At 66.9% G+C, this 15,819-nt stretch carries 15 protein-coding genes; 8 read left to right on the top strand and 7 right to left on the bottom strand.

What is annotated here, in order from left to right; all coding sequences use genetic code 11:
- Positions 1-75: 75 nt before the first annotated feature.
- Together CAL19_RS00880 and CAL19_RS00875 are read right to left on the bottom strand one after the other, a co-directional pair.
- Entirely contained in the window at positions 76-1,059 is a 984-nt protein-coding gene (locus tag CAL19_RS00880; RefSeq protein ID WP_094795768.1) for an IS110 family transposase, read from the bottom strand.
- Positions 1,060-1,523: 464 nt separating this feature from the next.
- Positions 1,524-2,282, bottom strand: a complete 759-nt coding sequence (locus tag CAL19_RS00875; RefSeq protein WP_026640828.1) for a GntR family transcriptional regulator — start codon at positions 2,280-2,282, stop codon at positions 1,524-1,526.
- Between the two features lie 171 nt (positions 2,283-2,453).
- On the opposite strand from CAL19_RS00875, the gene CAL19_RS00870 reads away from it, so the two are divergent.
- From CAL19_RS00870 to CAL19_RS00835, 8 genes are all read left to right on the top strand, one after another.
- On the top strand, positions 2,454-2,735 hold the full coding sequence (locus CAL19_RS00870) for a UxaA family hydrolase (RefSeq protein WP_026640829.1): 282 nt from the start codon (positions 2,454-2,456) through the stop codon (positions 2,733-2,735).
- 53 nt (positions 2,736-2,788) lie between these two features.
- Complete coding sequence (locus CAL19_RS00865) at positions 2,789-3,964, top strand: UxaA family hydrolase (protein ID WP_094795767.1); 1,176 nt, start codon at positions 2,789-2,791, stop codon at positions 3,962-3,964.
- 154 nt (positions 3,965-4,118) lie between these two features.
- Entirely contained in the window at positions 4,119-5,132 is a 1,014-nt protein-coding gene (locus CAL19_RS00860) for an ABC transporter substrate-binding protein (RefSeq protein ID WP_026640831.1), read from the top strand.
- A 57-nt stretch (positions 5,133-5,189) separates the two neighbouring features.
- Positions 5,190-5,987 (top strand): ABC transporter ATP-binding protein, encoded by a 798-nt coding sequence (locus CAL19_RS00855; RefSeq protein WP_026640832.1) that lies wholly within the window; start codon positions 5,190-5,192, stop codon positions 5,985-5,987.
- Positions 5,980-6,861, top strand: coding sequence for an ABC transporter permease (locus tag CAL19_RS00850; RefSeq protein WP_026640833.1), 882 nt, complete (start codon positions 5,980-5,982; stop codon positions 6,859-6,861). The genes CAL19_RS00855 and CAL19_RS00850 overlap by 8 nt, the downstream gene beginning before the upstream one ends.
- A gap of 44 nt (positions 6,862-6,905) precedes the next feature.
- The gene (locus CAL19_RS00845) at positions 6,906-7,913 is read left to right on the top strand and encodes a Bug family tripartite tricarboxylate transporter substrate binding protein (RefSeq protein ID WP_094795766.1); all 1,008 of its coding nucleotides are present in this window, start codon (positions 6,906-6,908) and stop codon (positions 7,911-7,913) included.
- A gap of 74 nt (positions 7,914-7,987) precedes the next feature.
- Positions 7,988-8,917, top strand: coding sequence for a hydroxyacid dehydrogenase (locus CAL19_RS00840; RefSeq protein WP_026640835.1), 930 nt, complete (start codon positions 7,988-7,990; stop codon positions 8,915-8,917).
- A 24-nt stretch (positions 8,918-8,941) separates the two neighbouring features.
- On the top strand, positions 8,942-9,949 hold the full coding sequence (locus CAL19_RS00835) for an Ldh family oxidoreductase (protein WP_026640836.1): 1,008 nt from the start codon (positions 8,942-8,944) through the stop codon (positions 9,947-9,949).
- Positions 9,950-9,964: 15 nt separating this feature from the next.
- On the opposite strand, the gene CAL19_RS00830 is transcribed toward CAL19_RS00835, so the two are convergent.
- From CAL19_RS00830 to CAL19_RS00810, 5 genes are all read right to left on the bottom strand, one after another.
- Positions 9,965-10,711: a sulfite exporter TauE/SafE family protein gene (locus tag CAL19_RS00830; protein WP_026640837.1), complete on the bottom strand. Its 747-nt coding sequence runs from the start codon at positions 10,709-10,711 to the stop codon at positions 9,965-9,967.
- Between the two features lie 4 nt (positions 10,712-10,715).
- The gene (locus CAL19_RS00825; protein WP_026640838.1) at positions 10,716-12,329 is read right to left on the bottom strand and encodes a thiamine pyrophosphate-binding protein; all 1,614 of its coding nucleotides are present in this window, start codon (positions 12,327-12,329) and stop codon (positions 10,716-10,718) included.
- 54 nt (positions 12,330-12,383) lie between these two features.
- Positions 12,384-13,403, bottom strand: a complete 1,020-nt coding sequence (locus CAL19_RS00820; RefSeq protein WP_051423867.1) for a tripartite tricarboxylate transporter substrate binding protein — start codon at positions 13,401-13,403, stop codon at positions 12,384-12,386.
- Between the two features lie 64 nt (positions 13,404-13,467).
- Positions 13,468-15,201, bottom strand: coding sequence for an L-aspartate oxidase (locus tag CAL19_RS00815; protein ID WP_026640839.1), 1,734 nt, complete (start codon positions 15,199-15,201; stop codon positions 13,468-13,470).
- Positions 15,198-15,809, bottom strand: a complete 612-nt coding sequence (locus CAL19_RS00810; RefSeq protein WP_026640840.1) for a fumarate hydratase C-terminal domain-containing protein — start codon at positions 15,807-15,809, stop codon at positions 15,198-15,200. Before CAL19_RS00810 ends, CAL19_RS00815 begins: the two co-directional genes overlap by 4 nt.
- Between the last annotated feature and the right edge of the window lie 10 nt (positions 15,810-15,819).

The raw sequence follows: 15,819 nt of genomic DNA, 5'->3' as shown, positions 1-15,819 counted from the left end.
CAGACACCTTTGCAAATGCCCCAGCCCCACCGTGCCACAAGCCGGTGTCTGACTCCGAAGATACCGTCTTGGCAGTCAAGTGGCTAACGCGTAATCGCTGCGATATGGGGTGCGGTTTTTAAGCACGCCGAAGCATAGGTGGACCAGCTTGCGCATGGCTGCCCCGAGAGCGGCCATTTTGGACTTGCCGGCGGCCAGCAAACGGGCGTAGAGCGCCTGTATGTGAGGGTTATGGCGCACGGCCACGACCGCGGCCATGTACAGGGTGGCTCGCACTCTAGCCGGCCCCGTCTTGGACAGCCGAGACCGGCCGTTCAGACTGGTGCCGGACTGGCGCTGTACGGGCGCCAAGCCCAGATAGGCCGCCAGCGACTGAGGCGATTCGATGCGCCGGTTATGCATGATCGACAGCAACGCGTTGCCGGTCTGCGGACCGACGGCCGGAATGCTGGTCAGCAGGTCCCGGTCCTCTTTCAGGTCTGGATGGCGGTCGATATGGTCATTGATAGCACGTTCCAGGCGCTTGATCTGCTCGGTCAGAAACGCCACGCCCTGGTCAATCGAGCCGGTGACCGGCTCGGGCGACTGGCCGAACTGGGCCTTCTCCTGCCGGTTGAGCTCACGCTGCAGATCCTTGGCCAGCGCCTCGTGCCTGGCCAGCAGCGCGCGCAGTTGCCGCGCGTGCAGCGGCGCCGGCTGCCACAACGGCGGACGCAGTGCCTGCCCGTAGCGGGCCAGCACGTAGCTGTCGATCTCATCGGTCTTGGTGCGCACCGCCAGCGCACCGGCAAAATCGCGCGCCTGCGCCGGATTGATCATCGAGACCCTGGCCCCCGCGTCATGCAGCGCAGTGCCCGCCTGCTCGTGGTACGGCCCGCTCGGCTCGAGCACCACGTGCAACTGCTCCGGCTGCGCACCTTGCTTGGCGCACCACCCTAGCAAGGCCTGGATGCCCGCGACCGTATTGGGCACCACCTTGGTCTTGCGCTTATCGCCTTCAGCGCCGATCAGAGCGCAGTTCAGCTTGGCCTTCGAAACGTCAATTCCCAGAAAAAACATCGACTCGGACTCCTCTTAACTTGGCCTCCAAGCCCACTGCGCCCATTTGCCTTGTACATGCAGGGTCACAATGCCCTAGGCTACCGTCCAATGTCCAGTCGGCTCTCAGAGGCGCGCATCCGGGGCCTAATCTGCGTCACAAAGTCCAGGCTTTCGGTGTCAGAACAAACTCACCGGATACGCTAGTAGCGATAGCTAATCACCACCGCCTTCAAGATACAAGGTGTCAGACACCCTGCGGGAGTCAGACACCTTTGCAGATGCCCAGCCCCACCATGCCACAAGCCAGTGTCTGACTCCGAAGGTGTCAGACACCCTGCGGGAGTCAGGCACCTTTGCAGATGCCCAGCCCCACCCTGCGGGAGTCAGACACCTTTGCAAATGCCAAGCCCCACCGCGCCACAAGCCGGTGTCTGACTCCGAAGGTGTCAGACACCCTGCGGAAGTCAGACACCCTCCTCTGTCTATCCGGCTACGGCGGCGCCGGGCTCCTGGCCCAGGTACTCGTACGCCTGGGTGTTGACGCGCGAAATGCGCCATTCCACCGGCTGCCGGTTGTACGAAAACGCCACGCGGCGGATTTCCAGCAAGGGCGTGTGCTCGGCAACGCCCAGCCAGCCGGCGTGGGCGGCGTCGGCCGGGCATACGCGCAACCGCTCATCGGTGGCGATGACGTTCACGCCGAACATGTCCTGGTAAAACGCGTACAGCGTGCTGGGCCGCTCGCGCAGCTGCTGTTCGGTCATGCCGGGAAAGCGCGCTTCGGGCACACTGATGTCATCCACCATCACCACATCGCCGTTGAGCGACAGCACATTCGTGAACTCGAATACGTATGCGCCGGCGGGCAGGCTCAGGTATTCGCGCGCCGCCGCATTGGCCCGCACGCGGCGAAAGCGCACCAGGCGCGTGGCGGGGTACGACTTGTGGCCGTCCTGCCTCACGATGCGGAAAAACTTGAAGAAATGGTGATTGCGGGTGTGCACCGCGACATACGTTCCGCGGCCCTGATGCCGCACCAATATGTTCTCGGCGGCCAGTTCGTCGATGGCTTTGCGCAGGGTGCCGATGGAAACACCGAAGCGTTCGGCCAGCGTCTTCTCTGGCGGAACGGCCTCGCCCTGCTTCCACTCCCCACGCGCCAGCGCGGCAAGCACCGCCTGCTTGACCTGCGCATACAGGGGGCTGCCCAGGGGAACCGTCGTCGTCGTCGTGTTTTTCATGGAAGAACCAGATTGAAGAGGCCCGAATTGTAGCCACGCATGCCGGCACAATCCCAATCATACATGTCATATATATGATTTAGTTGACTTGACCTGCCGGCTCGCCTAAGATGCGTCCAACCGGCTCCGATCGAGCAACCGGGGCGGTCATCACACCAAGAGAGGACAGCAATGATTCACGCCGTATTGCACGATGCGAAAGACACGGTGGCGGTCGCCGTCGTGGAAGGCCTGAAGGCGGGCACGGAACTGAACGCCTGGATCATGGATGAAGACAAGATCATCCAGTTGAAGGCGCTGCAGGACATTCCCATCGGCCACAAAGTCGCTCTTAAAGACATGGCGGTCGGCGACACCGTGTTCAAGTACGGCATCGACATCGGCAAGGTGGTCGAGCCCATCAAGGCCGGCCAGCACGCCCACGTGCACAACATCAAGACCAAGCGCTGGTAAGCGGCCGCGCCCCCACTCGCCCCATACACAGATACACCCACATAGGAACCGCCATGGCCATCGTCAATGCTTCGACCACCTTCCGGGGATACCGCCGCGATAATGGGCGCGTAGGCGTGCGCAACCACGTCATCGTCCTGCCCGTGGATGACATCTCCAACGCAGCCGCCGAAGCCGTCGCCAACAACATCAAGGGCACCATGGCCCTGCCGCACCCCTACGGCCGCCTGCAGTTCGGCGAAGATCTGGAACTGCATTTCCGCACCCTGATCGGCACGGGCAGCAACCCCAACGTCGCGGCCGTCATCGTCATCGGCATCGAAGAAGGCTGGACCAAGCGCGTCGTCGATGGCATTGCAGCCACCGGCAAGCCCGTGGCCGGCTTCAGCATCGAACTGCACGGCGACCTCGACACCATCATGCGCGCATCGCGCCAGGCCAAGGAGTTCGTGCATTACGCCACGTCCCTGCAACGCACGGAATGCCCCATATCCGACCTGTGGGTGTCCACCAAGTGCGGCGAATCGGACACCACGTCGGGCTGCGGCGCCAACCCCACCGTGGGCAACGCCTTCGACAAGCTCTATGCCCTGGGCAATACGCTGGTGTTCGGCGAGACCACCGAACTGACCGGCGGCGAACACATCGTGGCCGAACGCTGTGCCAACGATGCGGTGCGCGAGCGCTTCATGTTCATGTTCAATCGCTACCAGGAAGTCATCGACCGCTGGAAAACCAGCGACCTGTCCGAATCGCAGCCCACCAAGGGCAATATCGCCGGCGGCCTGACCACCATCGAAGAAAAAGCGCTGGGCAACATCCAGAAGATCGGCAAGAAATGCCGCATCGACGGCGTGCTCGACAAGGCCGAAGTGCCTACCGGCAAAGGCCTGTGGTTCATGGACTCGTCTTCGGCGGCCGCCGAAATGGTGACCCTGTGCGCTGCGTCGGGCTATGCCGTGCACTTCTTTCCCACCGGCCAGGGCAACGTCATCGGCAACCCCATCCTGCCCGTCATCAAGATCTGCGCCAACCCGCGCACGGTACGCACCATGAGCGAACACATCGATGTCGACACATCGGCGCTGCTGCAACGCGAGATCGACCTGGACCAGGCCGGCGACAAACTGCTGGAATGCATGCTGGCTACCGCCAATGGCCGCTGGACCGCCGCCGAAGCCCTGGGCCATCGCGAGTTCGTGCTGACCCGCCTGTACGAAAGCGCATGACGCGGCGCACGCCATGAAGCCAAGCCACATCGATCCCGCCCGGCAGATCGCCGGGCCCTGATGCACACCCGACGGCCTGCGCGCACCGGCACACAGATGCCGGGCGCGCATCCCGCCCTACGCCTGTCCAGGCACCACCCCCAAGGAGGAAGACATGAAGCGATTCACGCATATTGCAATGGCGGCCTGTCTGTCGGCAGGCCTGCTGCTTGGTTCCCAGGCGCGCGCCGAGGTCTCGGAGCTTGCTGTCGCCGTGCAGCCCGGCATCAGCTATCTGTCGCTGATGATCATGCAGGACGAACAGTTGATCGAGAAGCACGCCAAGCAGGCGGGCATCGACGACCTGAAGGTGAACTGGTCGCGCTTTGCAGGCGGCAATGTCATGAACGAGGCCGTGCTGTCGGGCAGCCTGCATTTCGCATCCGGCGGCGTCGGCCCCCTGGTGACCATGTGGGCGCGCACGCGCGGCAACCTCAACGTCAAGGCGGTATCGGCCATCAACGCCATGCCCCTGTACCTGAATTCGCGCAACCCGCAGGTCAAGTCCATCAAGGACCTGACCGACAAGGACCGCATTGCCCTGCCCGCCGTGCGCGTATCCATCCAGGCCGTCACGCTGCAGATGGCGGCCGAGCAAGCCTTTGGCGAAGGGCAGCAGAACCGCCTGGACAAGCTGACGGTGTCGCTCTCGCATCCCGACGGCATGACCGCGCTGCTGTCGGGGTCCAGTGAAATCACCGCGCATTTCACGTCGCCCCCCTTCCAGGATTTTGAACTGAAGCAGCCGGGCATCCATCGCATCCTGAGTTCGTACGACGTGCTGGGCGGCCCCGCCACTTTCAACCTGGTATGGACGACCGAAAAGTTCTACAAAGAAAACCCCAAGGTATATGCGGCGTTCATGGCGGCCCTGCAGGAAGCCACCGACAAGATCAATAACGACAAGAACTGGGCGGCCAAGACCTACCTGCGCCTGGCCAACGATACGCGCACCCCGTTGCAGGATGTGGTCGACATCCTGAACAACCCCGACATCTCGTACACCCTTACCCCCAACAACATCATGAAGTACGTGAATTTCATGCATAAGGTGGGGTCCATCAAAGTCATGCCCGATTCATGGAAAGACCTGTTCTTTCCCAACGCGCACACGTTGCAGGGCAGTTGAAGGCCGCGTCAAACCCAACCCCGGCCTCGCGCCGGGGCCCTACACAGGAGGGCTGGCATGACCGATGCAAACACCGCCGCGCCGCTGCTGGATGTACGCGGCGTGACACTGCAGTACAAAACCCCTGAATACCTCATCACAGCCACCTATCGGGTGGACTTCCAGGTGCTGCAGGGGGACCGCTTTATCTTGCTGGGGCCGTCCGGCTGCGGCAAATCTACGTTGCTGAAGGCCGTGGGCGGGTATCTGCAGCCCGTGGAAGGCGAGATCCGGCTGAAGTCCGAAGTGGTGACCCGGCCGGGGCCCGACCGCATGATGGTGTTCCAGGAATTCGACCAGCTGCTGCCCTGGAAGACGGTGCGCCAGAATGTGGCGTTCGCGCTGGTGGCCAGCGGCCGCATGGGCCCGCGCGAGGCCGGCGAACGCGCCATGCATTACATCAACAAGGTGAACCTGGCGAAGTTCGCCGATCACTACCCCCACATGCTGTCCGGCGGCATGAAGCAGCGCGTGGCCATTGCGCGCGGCATGGCCATGGAACCGGACATCCTGCTCATGGACGAGCCCTTTGCCGCGCTGGACGCGCTGACGCGCCGCAAGATGCAGGACGAGCTGCTGCAGCTGTGGGACGACACCCGGTTCACGGTGCTGTTCGTCACGCACTCGATTCCCGAAGCCATCAAGATCGGCAACCGCATCCTGCTGCTGTCGCCGCATCCCGGCCAGGTCAAGGCAGAGATCAACAGCGTGCCGCGCGGCGAATCGGACGCGGCCCGCCACCAGGAACTCGAAGACAAGATCAACGCGATGCTGTTCGCCGACCGCGTCGAAGAAGAGGGGCACCATCATGGCTGACCACAATGCCGACCTCGCCGTCCCGCGCCCGGAACGCTACCTGGAACCGGTGGCCGACGATTCCTTCGGCGTGGTGCAGAAGCCGCTGTCTACCTGGGAACGCCTGTACAACGTGGGCGCCCTGCGCAAGCTGTTCCTGCTGGCGGTGCTAGCCCTCATCTGGGAAATGTATGCGCGCAACGTCAACAACCCGCTGCTGTTTCCCACCTTCGGCTCTACCGTGGCGGCGCTGTATGACGGGCTGGTCCACGGCGCGCTGCTGCTCAAGGCATGGACCTCGATCCGGGTGCTGCTGGTGGGCTACGCGGCCGGCATCGCGCTGGCGGCAGTGCTGACGGTGCTGGCCATCACCACGCGGCTGGGCACCGACCTGCTCGAGACCCTGACATCGATGTTCAACCCCTTGCCCGCCATCGCATTGTTGCCGCTGGCGCTGATCTGGTTCGGCCTGGGCGAAGGCAGCGTGGTGTTCGTGCTGATCCACTCGGTGTTGTGGGCCGTGGCCCTGAACACCCATTCCGGCTTCCTGTCGGTATCCATGACGCTGCGCATGGTGGGCCGCAACTACGGCCTGGGCGGATTCGGGTACGTCAGGCGCATTCTGATCCCGGCGGCGTTTCCCAGCATTCTCACCGGGCTGAAAATCGGCTGGGCATTCGCCTGGCGCACGCTGATCGCCGCCGAACTCGTGTTCGGCGTCAGTTCGGGCTCGGGCGGACTGGGCTGGTTCATCTACGAGAACAAGAACCTGCTCGAAATTCCCAACGTGTTTGCCGGCCTGTTCACCGTAATTCTCATCGGCCTGCTGGTCGAGAACGTGATCTTCCGCACTGTCGAGATCCACACCATACGCAAGTGGGGAATGCAGCACTGACTCCGCCCTCCGGGCGGCAACCTGTGACCTAAGGAGAACCTGCAATGCGCATTGTCCGTCCCGCCTGTCCCGATTTCCAGCGACGCAGAACGCTGGGGCTGCTCGGCGCCGGCGCACTGGCCCTGGGCCCGTGGTCGCGCGGCCTGGCCGCCGCGCAAGAATGGCCGCAGCGGCCCATCAGCTATGTGGTGCCGTTTTCGCCGGGCGGGCTGACCGATGTGGCGGCGCGCCAGACGGCGCAGGCGCTGGCCAGCGCGCAGGGCTGGAACGTCGTGGTCGAGAACAAGCCGGGCGGCAGCGCCAACATCGGCGCGTCGCTGGTCGCGCGCGCCAATGCCGACGGCTACACCTGGCTGGCCATCACCATGACCCATGCGGCCAACGCAACCCTCTTTGCCGGCAAGGCGGGCTACGACGTCAAGAAAGACCTGGTGCCGCTGGCCGGGCTGGCATCGTCGGCCATGATGGTGGTGGTACCCGCCAAGAGCCCGATACGCAGCCTGCAAGAGCTCGCGCACGCCGCCAAGGGCGGCTCGCTGTCGGCGGGTTCCAGCGGCAACGGCACGCCGCCCCACCTTACCCTGGCCCTGTACCAGAAGCTGACCGGCAATTCGCTGCTGCATGTGCCCTACAAGGGCGGCGCACCGTCGCTCACGGACCTGATCGGCGGCCAGCTGGACGTGATTTTTTCCAACTACCCCGAGTCGCTGCCCCACGTAAAAAGCGGCACGCTGCGCGCGCTGGCGGTCAGCACCCGGGAACGCAGCCCCGACCTGCCCGATGTGCCCACCGTGGCCGAAGCCGGCCTGCCGGATCTGGTGGTCGAAAACTTCACCGGCGTGCTCGCGCCGGCCGGCCTGCCCCAGGACCTGGTACTGCGCATCGGCGGCGCCATCGAACAGGAAATGGCCCGCCCCGCCATGCAGGAATCGCTGCGGCGCCTGGGTTTCGTTCCGCGGCCGCGCGGTCCGGTGGCTTTCAAGCAATACCTGGACGCCGAGATCGACCGATGGGGCACAATCATTCGCGAGGCCAATATCCAGGTTGGCTGAAATGCCGCCGCCCTGTGCGCGCCCCCGGCGGGCGCAGGGCGGCAGCGACCTTACACTGACATCGAGCAGCCCTGATGCATATTGTTATTTCCGAATTCATGGACGAAGCGGCGGTGGCCGCGCTGCGCGCCGACTTCGACGTGCGCTACGAGCCCGATCTGGTCGACCGGCGTGAGGCGCTGGCGGCCGCCCTGGCCGACGCCGACGCGCTGGTGGTGCGCAACCGCACGCGCGTCGATGCCGCATTGCTGGCCGCCGGCCCGCGCCTGAAGGCGGTGGGACGCCTGGGCGTGGGCCTGGACAACATCGACCTGCCCGCCTGCCGGGCGCGCGGCATTGCCGTACTGCCGGCCACCGGCGCCAATGCGCGGGCCGTGGCCGAATACGTCATCGCCAGCGCCTTGATGCTGCTGCGCGGGGCCTACCGCCACAGCGCGCAGGTGGCCGCCGGCGCGTGGCCGCGCACCGAGCTCTCGAACGGGCTCGAGGCCGAGTCGCGCACGCTGGGCGTGGTTGGCTTCGGCGGCATCGGCCGCCTGACGGCCCGTCTGGCGCAGGGGCTGGGCATGCAGGTTGTTGCGCACGATCCGATGTTGCGCGACGACGACCCGGCCTGGCGCGATGCGCGGGTGCAGCCGCTGCCGCTGGACGACCTGCTGCAGCGCGCCGACGTCCTGACCCTGCATATTCCACTGACGGACGCCACGCGCAACCTGCTGGACGCGCGCCGGCTGGCGGCAATGAAGCGCGGCGCCGTGCTCATCAATACCGCCCGTGGAGGCATCGTCGACGAAGCGGCGCTGGCCGACGCGCTGCGCAGCGGCCACCTGCGGGGCGCGGCCATCGACGTGTTCGACAACGAGCCGCTGGCCGCCGGCAGCCCGCTGGCCGACGCGCCCAACCTGGTGCTCACGCCGCATATCGCCGGCCTGACCCAGGAAGCCAACGTCCGCGTGTCCGGCATGGTGGCGCAACGCGTGGCGCAGGCCCTCAAGGGCCTTTGACCCTGACTTCTCTGACCGGATCCCATGGCAACTGTAGACCTGAAATCCCTGCATGATCTGGCCGCCGCTGCGCTGCGTGGCGCGGGCGCCAGCCCCGACATGGCCGCCAGCACGGCCCGCGCGCTCGTCTATGCCGATGCGCAGGGGCTGGCATCGCATGGCGTGTCGCGCGTGCCCTCGTACGCGGTGCATGTGCGCAATGGCCGCGCGGTGGGCGACGCCGTGCCGCGCATCCTGCGGCAGCGCGACGGCGCCGTACTGATCGATGCCGGCGCGGGGCTTGCCTTTCCGGCGTGCGCGATGGCCATCCACGAAGCCGCCTCGCGCGCGCTGCGCCATGGCGTGGCCTTTGCCGGCGTGACGAACAGCCACCATTTCGGCGTGGCCGCCTACCATCTGGACGCGCTGGCCCGGCAGGGGCTGGTGGGCCTGGCAATGGGCAACTCGCCCGCGGCCATGCCCGCCTGGGGCGGCAGGCGCGCGCTGTTCGGCACCAACCCCGTCGCCGCCGCCTTTCCGCGCCGCGACGGTGACCCGTTGGTCATCGACCTGTCGCTGTCCGAAGTCGCGCGCGGCAAACTGATGGTGGCCGCGCGCGAGGGCCGCGAAATTCCGCTGGGCTGGGCACTGGATGCGGACGGCAACCCCACTACCGACCCCAAGGCCGGTCTGGCAGGCAGCATGTTGCCGATGGGCGGCGTCAAGGGCGCCATGCTGGCGCTGATCGTCGAACTGTTGGCGTGCGCGCTGACCGGCGCGCACTTCGGTTTCGAAGCCGATTCGTTCTTTACCGACGAAGGCAACCAGGCGCGCATCGGACAGGCCTTCCTGGCCATCGACCCCGGCGCGCTGGCCGGCCGCGATGTCTACCTGGACCGTGTCGAAACCCTGATAGCCGCGATGCTGGCCGACGAAGACGTGCGGCTGCCGGGCGCCCGGCGGGCGGACCTGCAACGGCGCGCCGCCGAGCATGGCGTGGACATACCCGAGCCCTTGCTTGCGCAACTGCGCGCGCTGGCAGGCCAGGCCTGAAGCCGCCGCGCAGGGCTACCAGAACCCCCGCGCGCCCGCCACCACCAGCGCAATGCCCGACAGGGTCAACAATGCCAGCACCAGGCGGCGGAACACCAGATCGCTGAAGCGGCGATACAAGTGCACGCCCGCCAGGGCGGGAATCAGGACGGCCGCCCCCACCACGGAAAACACGGGCACGGTCTGCGGCGTCAGCAGGCCGGCCACCCCGTAGCTTGCCAGGGTGACGGCATGCATCGCCAGGTTGAAGCTCTGGAACACCGCGCGCTGCTCGTCGCGCGGCCAGCCGCGCAGCACACACCACAACGTGGGCGCCGGACCGGGCAGACCGCCGAACCCGCTCATGGCCCCGCCCAGCCATCCCACCGCCGCGTCGGCCGCGCGCCCGCCGCGCGCAATACGCGGCAGCTCGGCAGCCAGCAGCATGGCCGGGCAATAGGCCAGCAACACCAGGCCCACCCCCAGCCTGAAGGCGGCGGGATCGACATAGCGCAGCAGCGCCACGCCCAGCGGGATGCCCGCCAGCCCGCCCAATAGAAACGGCAACAGGCGACGCCAGCTGAACCCATGGCGCAACGAGCGCACCGCCAGCAACTGCCCGATCAGCGACCCGAACACCACGGCGGGCGCGGCCATCGACGGGGGCAGCGTCCACGACCAGAATGCCATCGCCACCAGCCCGAATCCGAACCCGGCCAGCCCCTGCACAAACCCCGCGACAAACGCGCCGCCGCCCAGCAGCAGCCATGTTTCGACGGGCACGGGCTCAGCCCTGCCGCACCACAGGGGCCGGCAAGCCGTCCAGCGCCACGTTCACGCAGGTGGGCAGGCTGGCGTCGCGCGCGGCCTGCAGCGCCGGCGCAAGAGTCTCGGCGCGCCCGACCCACGCGCCCCGCGCACCGAAGCCTTCGGCCACGCGGTCGTAGCGCGTCTGCAGCAGTTCGCAACCGACCAGTCGCCCGGGGCCATACTGGTTGAGCTGGATCTGGTATTCGGCGTTCCAGCGCGCGTCGTTGCCCACTACGCAAATGAAGGGCAGACCGTAGCGCACCGCGGTGTCCATTTCAGCGCAATGAAAGCCGAACGTGCCGTCGCCCATCATCGCCACCACGGGCGCGCCGCGATACGCCAGGCGCGCAGCCAGGGCCATAGGCAGCGCCGCGCCGATGGCGCCCGCGGCCCCGTTGATGACGCGATGCGGCGCGTTCAGGCACGCCTGCGCCCACTGCCCGAATTCCCCGCCGTCGCACACCAGCACCGAATCTTCGTGCGAGTCCAGCACGTGCTGCACCGCGCGGCAGATTTCGGCCGGATGCAGTCCGGCATCGGCGCCGCGCGCCTCGCGCCAGGCCGATGGACGATAGGCCAGCGCCGCCTCGACCTCGGCCAGCCAGCCGGCCGGCCCTTGCGCCGGGATGGCCGCCAGGGCATCCAGCGCGGCATAGGTGTCGGCCTGCGCGGTTTCCTGCAGCCGCTCGCCCACGGCGCGGCGCGTACGGTCGTATTCAAACTCGTCGGCGTCGATCTGCATAAACACGCATGCGGGGTCGAACGCCTGGCCGAATTGCAAGGTGAAATCGACCCGCTTGCCCACCAGCAGCACGCAATCGGCGCGACCCAGCACAGGCGCGAACGCGCCCAGCGCCGGATCATTGGCGCCGCGCGGGCTCTCGCTGGCCACGACCGGGATTCCCCAGGCCCGGCGCAGCGCCGCCACGCGGGCGCGGCCCGCATCCGTCCAGCCTCGCGGCCCCACCAGCACCAGCGGGCGCCGCGCCTGCGCCAGGCGCGCCGCAAACAAGGCCGCGCGATCGGCCTGCAGCGGCATGGGCTGCGGCGCGTACGCCTGGGCCGGCGGCGCTACGGAGCCGGCAGCTTGCTCCAGCGCATCGGTAGGCAGGCTCAGATGCACCGGGCCAGGGCGGCCGCTGGCGGCCACCCGGCAGGCGCGCGCGAAGTCGGCTGCCAGCCCGTCTGCCGTCGCGGCAACCCACGAGGCCTTGGCCACGGGGGCCGCCATGGCGGCCTGGTCCATTTCCTGAAAGGCGCCCCACCCCGCCTGGCGATTGGGCGCGTGGCCCGACAGCAGCACCACCGGCGATTCCGACATCTGCGCGGTGTAAAGAGCCGACACCGCGTTGGCGTGGCCGGGCCCGCCCGTCACCAACGCCACCCCAGGTTCGCCCGTCAGCCGCGCCCATGCGTCGGCCATGTGTACCGCGGCGGCCTCGTGCCGCACGTGCACCAGCTCGATTCCCGCCGACAGCGCGGCGTCGAATACCGGCATGATGTGGTTGCCCGACAAGGTGAACAGGCGCGTGATGCCTGCCGCCCTGATCGACTGCGCCAGTGCATCGGCGCCGCGAACGTTGACTGCCATCGATAACCCCTCGTGTTGCGCATGCCGCACGCAGCGGCAGTGACCTGTCGAATCTTATTTCAGTGCAATACCCGCCGTGCGCCCCAGTTTTACATAGGCATCGACCTGGGCCTGCACGAACGCCCGCGTCGGCTCGGCCGGCCGCACGTCTGGCACGCTGCCCAGCCGCACGGTGCCGTCGATCCAGGCACGGTCGGACGATACCTGGCGCAGCACTTCCGCCCATTTGCGCACCGCGTCCTGCGTCATGCCCGGCGGGCCGTACAACGCGCTCCAGCCCGTAATGGCCTCGAGCTGCGGATAGCCGGCTTCGCGTGCCGTCGGCACATCGGGCAGGCTTTCCAGGCGCTTGGGCGTCGTGGTCACCAGCGCGCGCAGGCGGCCGTCCTGCAAAGGGCCGGCCATCGGCGCATAGTTGGTGCACACAAAATCCACCTGCCCCGACAGCGCGGCCAGCATCGCCTCGCCCGAACCCTTATAGGTAATCGGCATCGCGGCGGTAGACGACAGCCCCAGCACGTTGAACAGCAGTTGCGGCCCCAGGTTCAGCACGGTGGCCGGGCCCGTGGTCGCGTAGTTCAAGGCTCCCGGCCGCGCCTTGATGGCCGCCACCAGGTCGGCCAGCGTGCGGTAGCGGGAATTCTTGGGCACGGCGCATACGTAGGGGTTCAGCTCAAGCAAGCCCAGGAACGTGAAATCGTCCCAGCGATACGAAAGCCCCGGCTGCAAGGCGGGCAGTATCGCCTGCGACCCCACGCGAGCCATCAGCAGGGTATAGCCGTCGGGTTCGGCGTCCCTGACATATTGCGAGCCGATGGCGCCGTTGGCCCCTGCCCGGTTCAGCACCACCAGCGGCTGCCCCAGGTATGGCTGCACGACCGCGGCCAGGTTGCGCGCGGCAAGGTCCGCGTCCCCGCCCACGCTGAAAGGGGTCACCAACGTCACGGGGCGCTGCGGATAAGCCTGTGCCGCGGCATGACCTGCCAACGCCATACTGGCCGCCATGCCCGCCATCGCCGCGGCCCACCGCGCCGCCCCGAATGCACCGAATGCCCTGATTGCACTGATTGCCATGATGGTCTCCTCGCTTTTCTTCTTTCTTTATGAAGCGGCCTGCGTGGCGTGCCACCAGGCAGGGCTACGCCGCGTCTTGCTGCAACAGCGTCTGGCCAGGCCGCACGCGTGTGAACTGCACGGGATGCCTCTCCACCTGCATGGCGCCGTCCTGCTGCGACACCACGGAAAACCACGAATGCTCCAGATCGCGCACGTCGGGATAATCGGCGCGAAAATGCGCGCCGCGCGAATCTTCGCGTGCCAGCGCGGCCCGTACTATGGCCTCGCTGACGTGCACCAGGCTGTCCAGGTTCAGCCAATCGTGCCAGGTCATGTTGTAGGCGCGCCCCGACTCCGCCACGCCCACGCTGTCCAGCTCGCCGCGCAGCTGCGCCAGCGCCGCCAGCGCCCGCTGCAGACCCTCTGCATCGCGCACAATCCCGGCGTCGTCCCACATGACGTTCGACAACTGCTCGCGCAGGGCGTGCAGATCGCCGCCCCGCCTGGCCAGCGGAGCCAGTGTGCGCGCCATGGCTGCCTGCACGGCGCGCTGGTCCGGCTCGGCCCAATCCTGGCCGGGCGCCCAACGCCCCATGGTGTCGCCCGCGATGCCGCCAAATACCGTGGAATTGGCCACCCCATTGCCGCCAAGGCGATTCGCGCCGTGCACGCCGCCTGTATCTTCGCCGGCGGCAAACAGGCCGGCCATGGCCGTGCGGCAATCCGGGGCAAACAGCACGCCGCCCATCATGTAGTGCGCGGTCGGCACCACTTCGACACGCCCCGCCGCCAGGTCGAAACCGCAGTCGGCGCAGCGTTCGACCATACCCTTGAACTGGCGCCGCACGTTATCCGGCCCCAGGTGGGCCATTTCGATATACACGCCGCCGTTGGGCGATGTGCGTCCGGCGCGCATCTCGGCGTAGATGCCGCGCGACACGATGTCGCGCGTGGCGCGCTCGGCACGCGGGTCGACGGTTTGCATGAAGCGCACGCCCGCGCCGTTGAGCAGGTAGCCCCCCGCACCTCGCAGCCCTTCTTCGAGCACGGTGCCCGTCATGCGCGTATCCGTCCCCGCCAGCAGCCCCGTGGGATGGAACTGCACCATCTCCATGTCGCGCAGGCCCAGCCCCAGGCGCAACGCCATGGACAGGCCGTCGCAGCTCTTGTCTCCCGAGGGGGTGTGAAAGCGGTACATGGTCGGCCCGCCGCCGGTGGCCAGCAGCACCGCCTTGGCCCGCACCAGCACGAACTCGCCCGTGCGGATGTCTATCATCAGCACGCCCGCGATGCGTCGGCCGTCGCGGCACGGTATCAGCTCGACGGCGCGGTGCTCTTCCATGCGATGGATGCGCCGCGCCCATACCTGTTCGGCCAGCCGGTTGATGATCTCGATGCCGGTCAGGTCTCCCTTGTGCACGGTGCGGTCGAACGTCTGGCCCGCGAAGGCTTTCTGATGCAGTGTGCCGTCGGGGTTGCGGTCAAAGAAGCAGCCCAGCTCGTTCTCCAGCTCGTGGATGCGTTCGATTGCCCGGTTGACCAGCGTCCAGGCCAGTTCCTGGTCGGGCAGCCACTTGCCGCCCTCGATGGTGTCCATGAAATGCCGTTCGGGCGAATCGCCCGATGCCAGGGCCACGTTGTAGCCGCCCTGGACCATGCGCGTGCACCCGCACTTTCCCAGCAGCCCCTTGACGGCCACGGTAATGTCCAGGCCCGGCGCCGTGTCGTGCGCATGCAGCGCAGCGAACAGCCCCGCGCCGCCCGACCCCAGGATCAGCACATCCGTCTGGCGCACCTGCAAGCCATGCTGGCTCATCGCGTCACCCCCAGGCTCGCCAGTACTGCCTGGCGCCGATCCGCGACGTCGTGCGCCACCTGTTCATACAGCGATGCGCCATGGCTGTCCATGGCCACCAGCAACGGGCCGAAGTCGCGGATGCGGAACTTCCACAGCGACTCCGGGTTCAGGTCGTCCAGGTCGACATCCTCGATGCATTCGATCCACGTGGTTTCCAGCGCCGCAGTTCCGCCGACAATGGCAAGGTACGCGCCGCCCAGCTCGGCAAACGCGCGGCTCGACCCTTCATGCATGCCGCCCTTGCCAACAATCAGGCGCACGCCGCATTGGCGCATCAGCTGCGCCGTGAAGCGCTCCATGCGCGATGACGTGGTGGTGCCAATGCACACCGGCTCATAACCTGCCGGATTGGCCGCGCTGGGCGTTACCTTGCGCACATTGGGCGCGGTGTGGATGACGGCGTGCCCGTTCATATCCAGGCGGGTCGCACGCCCCTGGTCGAACAGCGCGATATAGCTCGCGTCGCGTATGCCGAACAGGGTGCGCTGCAGGGTTACGGTGTCGCCCACGCGCAGCGCGCGCGCCTGGGCTTGCGTGATGGGCATGGTCAGGTCGTGGTGCGTCATGGCTCGTCCC

Source organism: Bordetella genomosp. 7 (assembly GCF_002261265.1).
In the GTDB taxonomy this organism is placed as follows: Bacteria; Pseudomonadota; Gammaproteobacteria; order Burkholderiales; family Burkholderiaceae_B; genus Bordetella_A.
Note: the sequence above shows the minus strand (reverse complement) of the source record. Positions and strands in the feature narration are given on the sequence as shown.

Bases quoted from the DNA above. Each gene is read 5' to 3' on its own strand.
- CAL19_RS00880 (WP_094795768.1), bottom strand. From the start codon at position 1,059: ATGTTTTTTCTGGGAATTGACGTTTCGAAGGCCAAGCTGAACTGCGCT.
- CAL19_RS00875 (WP_026640828.1), bottom strand. From the start codon at position 2,282: ATGAAAAACACGACGACGACGACGGTTCCCCTGGGCAGCCCCCTGTAT.
- CAL19_RS00870 (WP_026640829.1), top strand. From the start codon at position 2,454: ATGATTCACGCCGTATTGCACGATGCGAAAGACACGGTGGCGGTCGCC.
- CAL19_RS00865 (WP_094795767.1), top strand. From the start codon at position 2,789: ATGGCCATCGTCAATGCTTCGACCACCTTCCGGGGATACCGCCGCGAT.
- CAL19_RS00860 (WP_026640831.1), top strand. From the start codon at position 4,119: ATGAAGCGATTCACGCATATTGCAATGGCGGCCTGTCTGTCGGCAGGC.
- CAL19_RS00855 (WP_026640832.1), top strand. From the start codon at position 5,190: ATGACCGATGCAAACACCGCCGCGCCGCTGCTGGATGTACGCGGCGTG.
- CAL19_RS00850 (WP_026640833.1), top strand. From the start codon at position 5,980: ATGGCTGACCACAATGCCGACCTCGCCGTCCCGCGCCCGGAACGCTAC.
- CAL19_RS00845 (WP_094795766.1), top strand. From the start codon at position 6,906: ATGCGCATTGTCCGTCCCGCCTGTCCCGATTTCCAGCGACGCAGAACG.
- CAL19_RS00840 (WP_026640835.1), top strand. From the start codon at position 7,988: ATGCATATTGTTATTTCCGAATTCATGGACGAAGCGGCGGTGGCCGCG.
- CAL19_RS00835 (WP_026640836.1), top strand. From the start codon at position 8,942: ATGGCAACTGTAGACCTGAAATCCCTGCATGATCTGGCCGCCGCTGCG.
- CAL19_RS00825 (WP_026640838.1), bottom strand. From the start codon at position 12,329: ATGGCAGTCAACGTTCGCGGCGCCGATGCACTGGCGCAGTCGATCAGG.
- CAL19_RS00820 (WP_051423867.1), bottom strand. From the start codon at position 13,403: ATGGCAATCAGTGCAATCAGGGCATTCGGTGCATTCGGGGCGGCGCGG.
- CAL19_RS00815 (WP_026640839.1), bottom strand. From the start codon at position 15,201: ATGAGCCAGCATGGCTTGCAGGTGCGCCAGACGGATGTGCTGATCCTG.
- CAL19_RS00810 (WP_026640840.1), bottom strand. From the start codon at position 15,809: ATGACGCACCACGACCTGACCATGCCCATCACGCAAGCCCAGGCGCGC.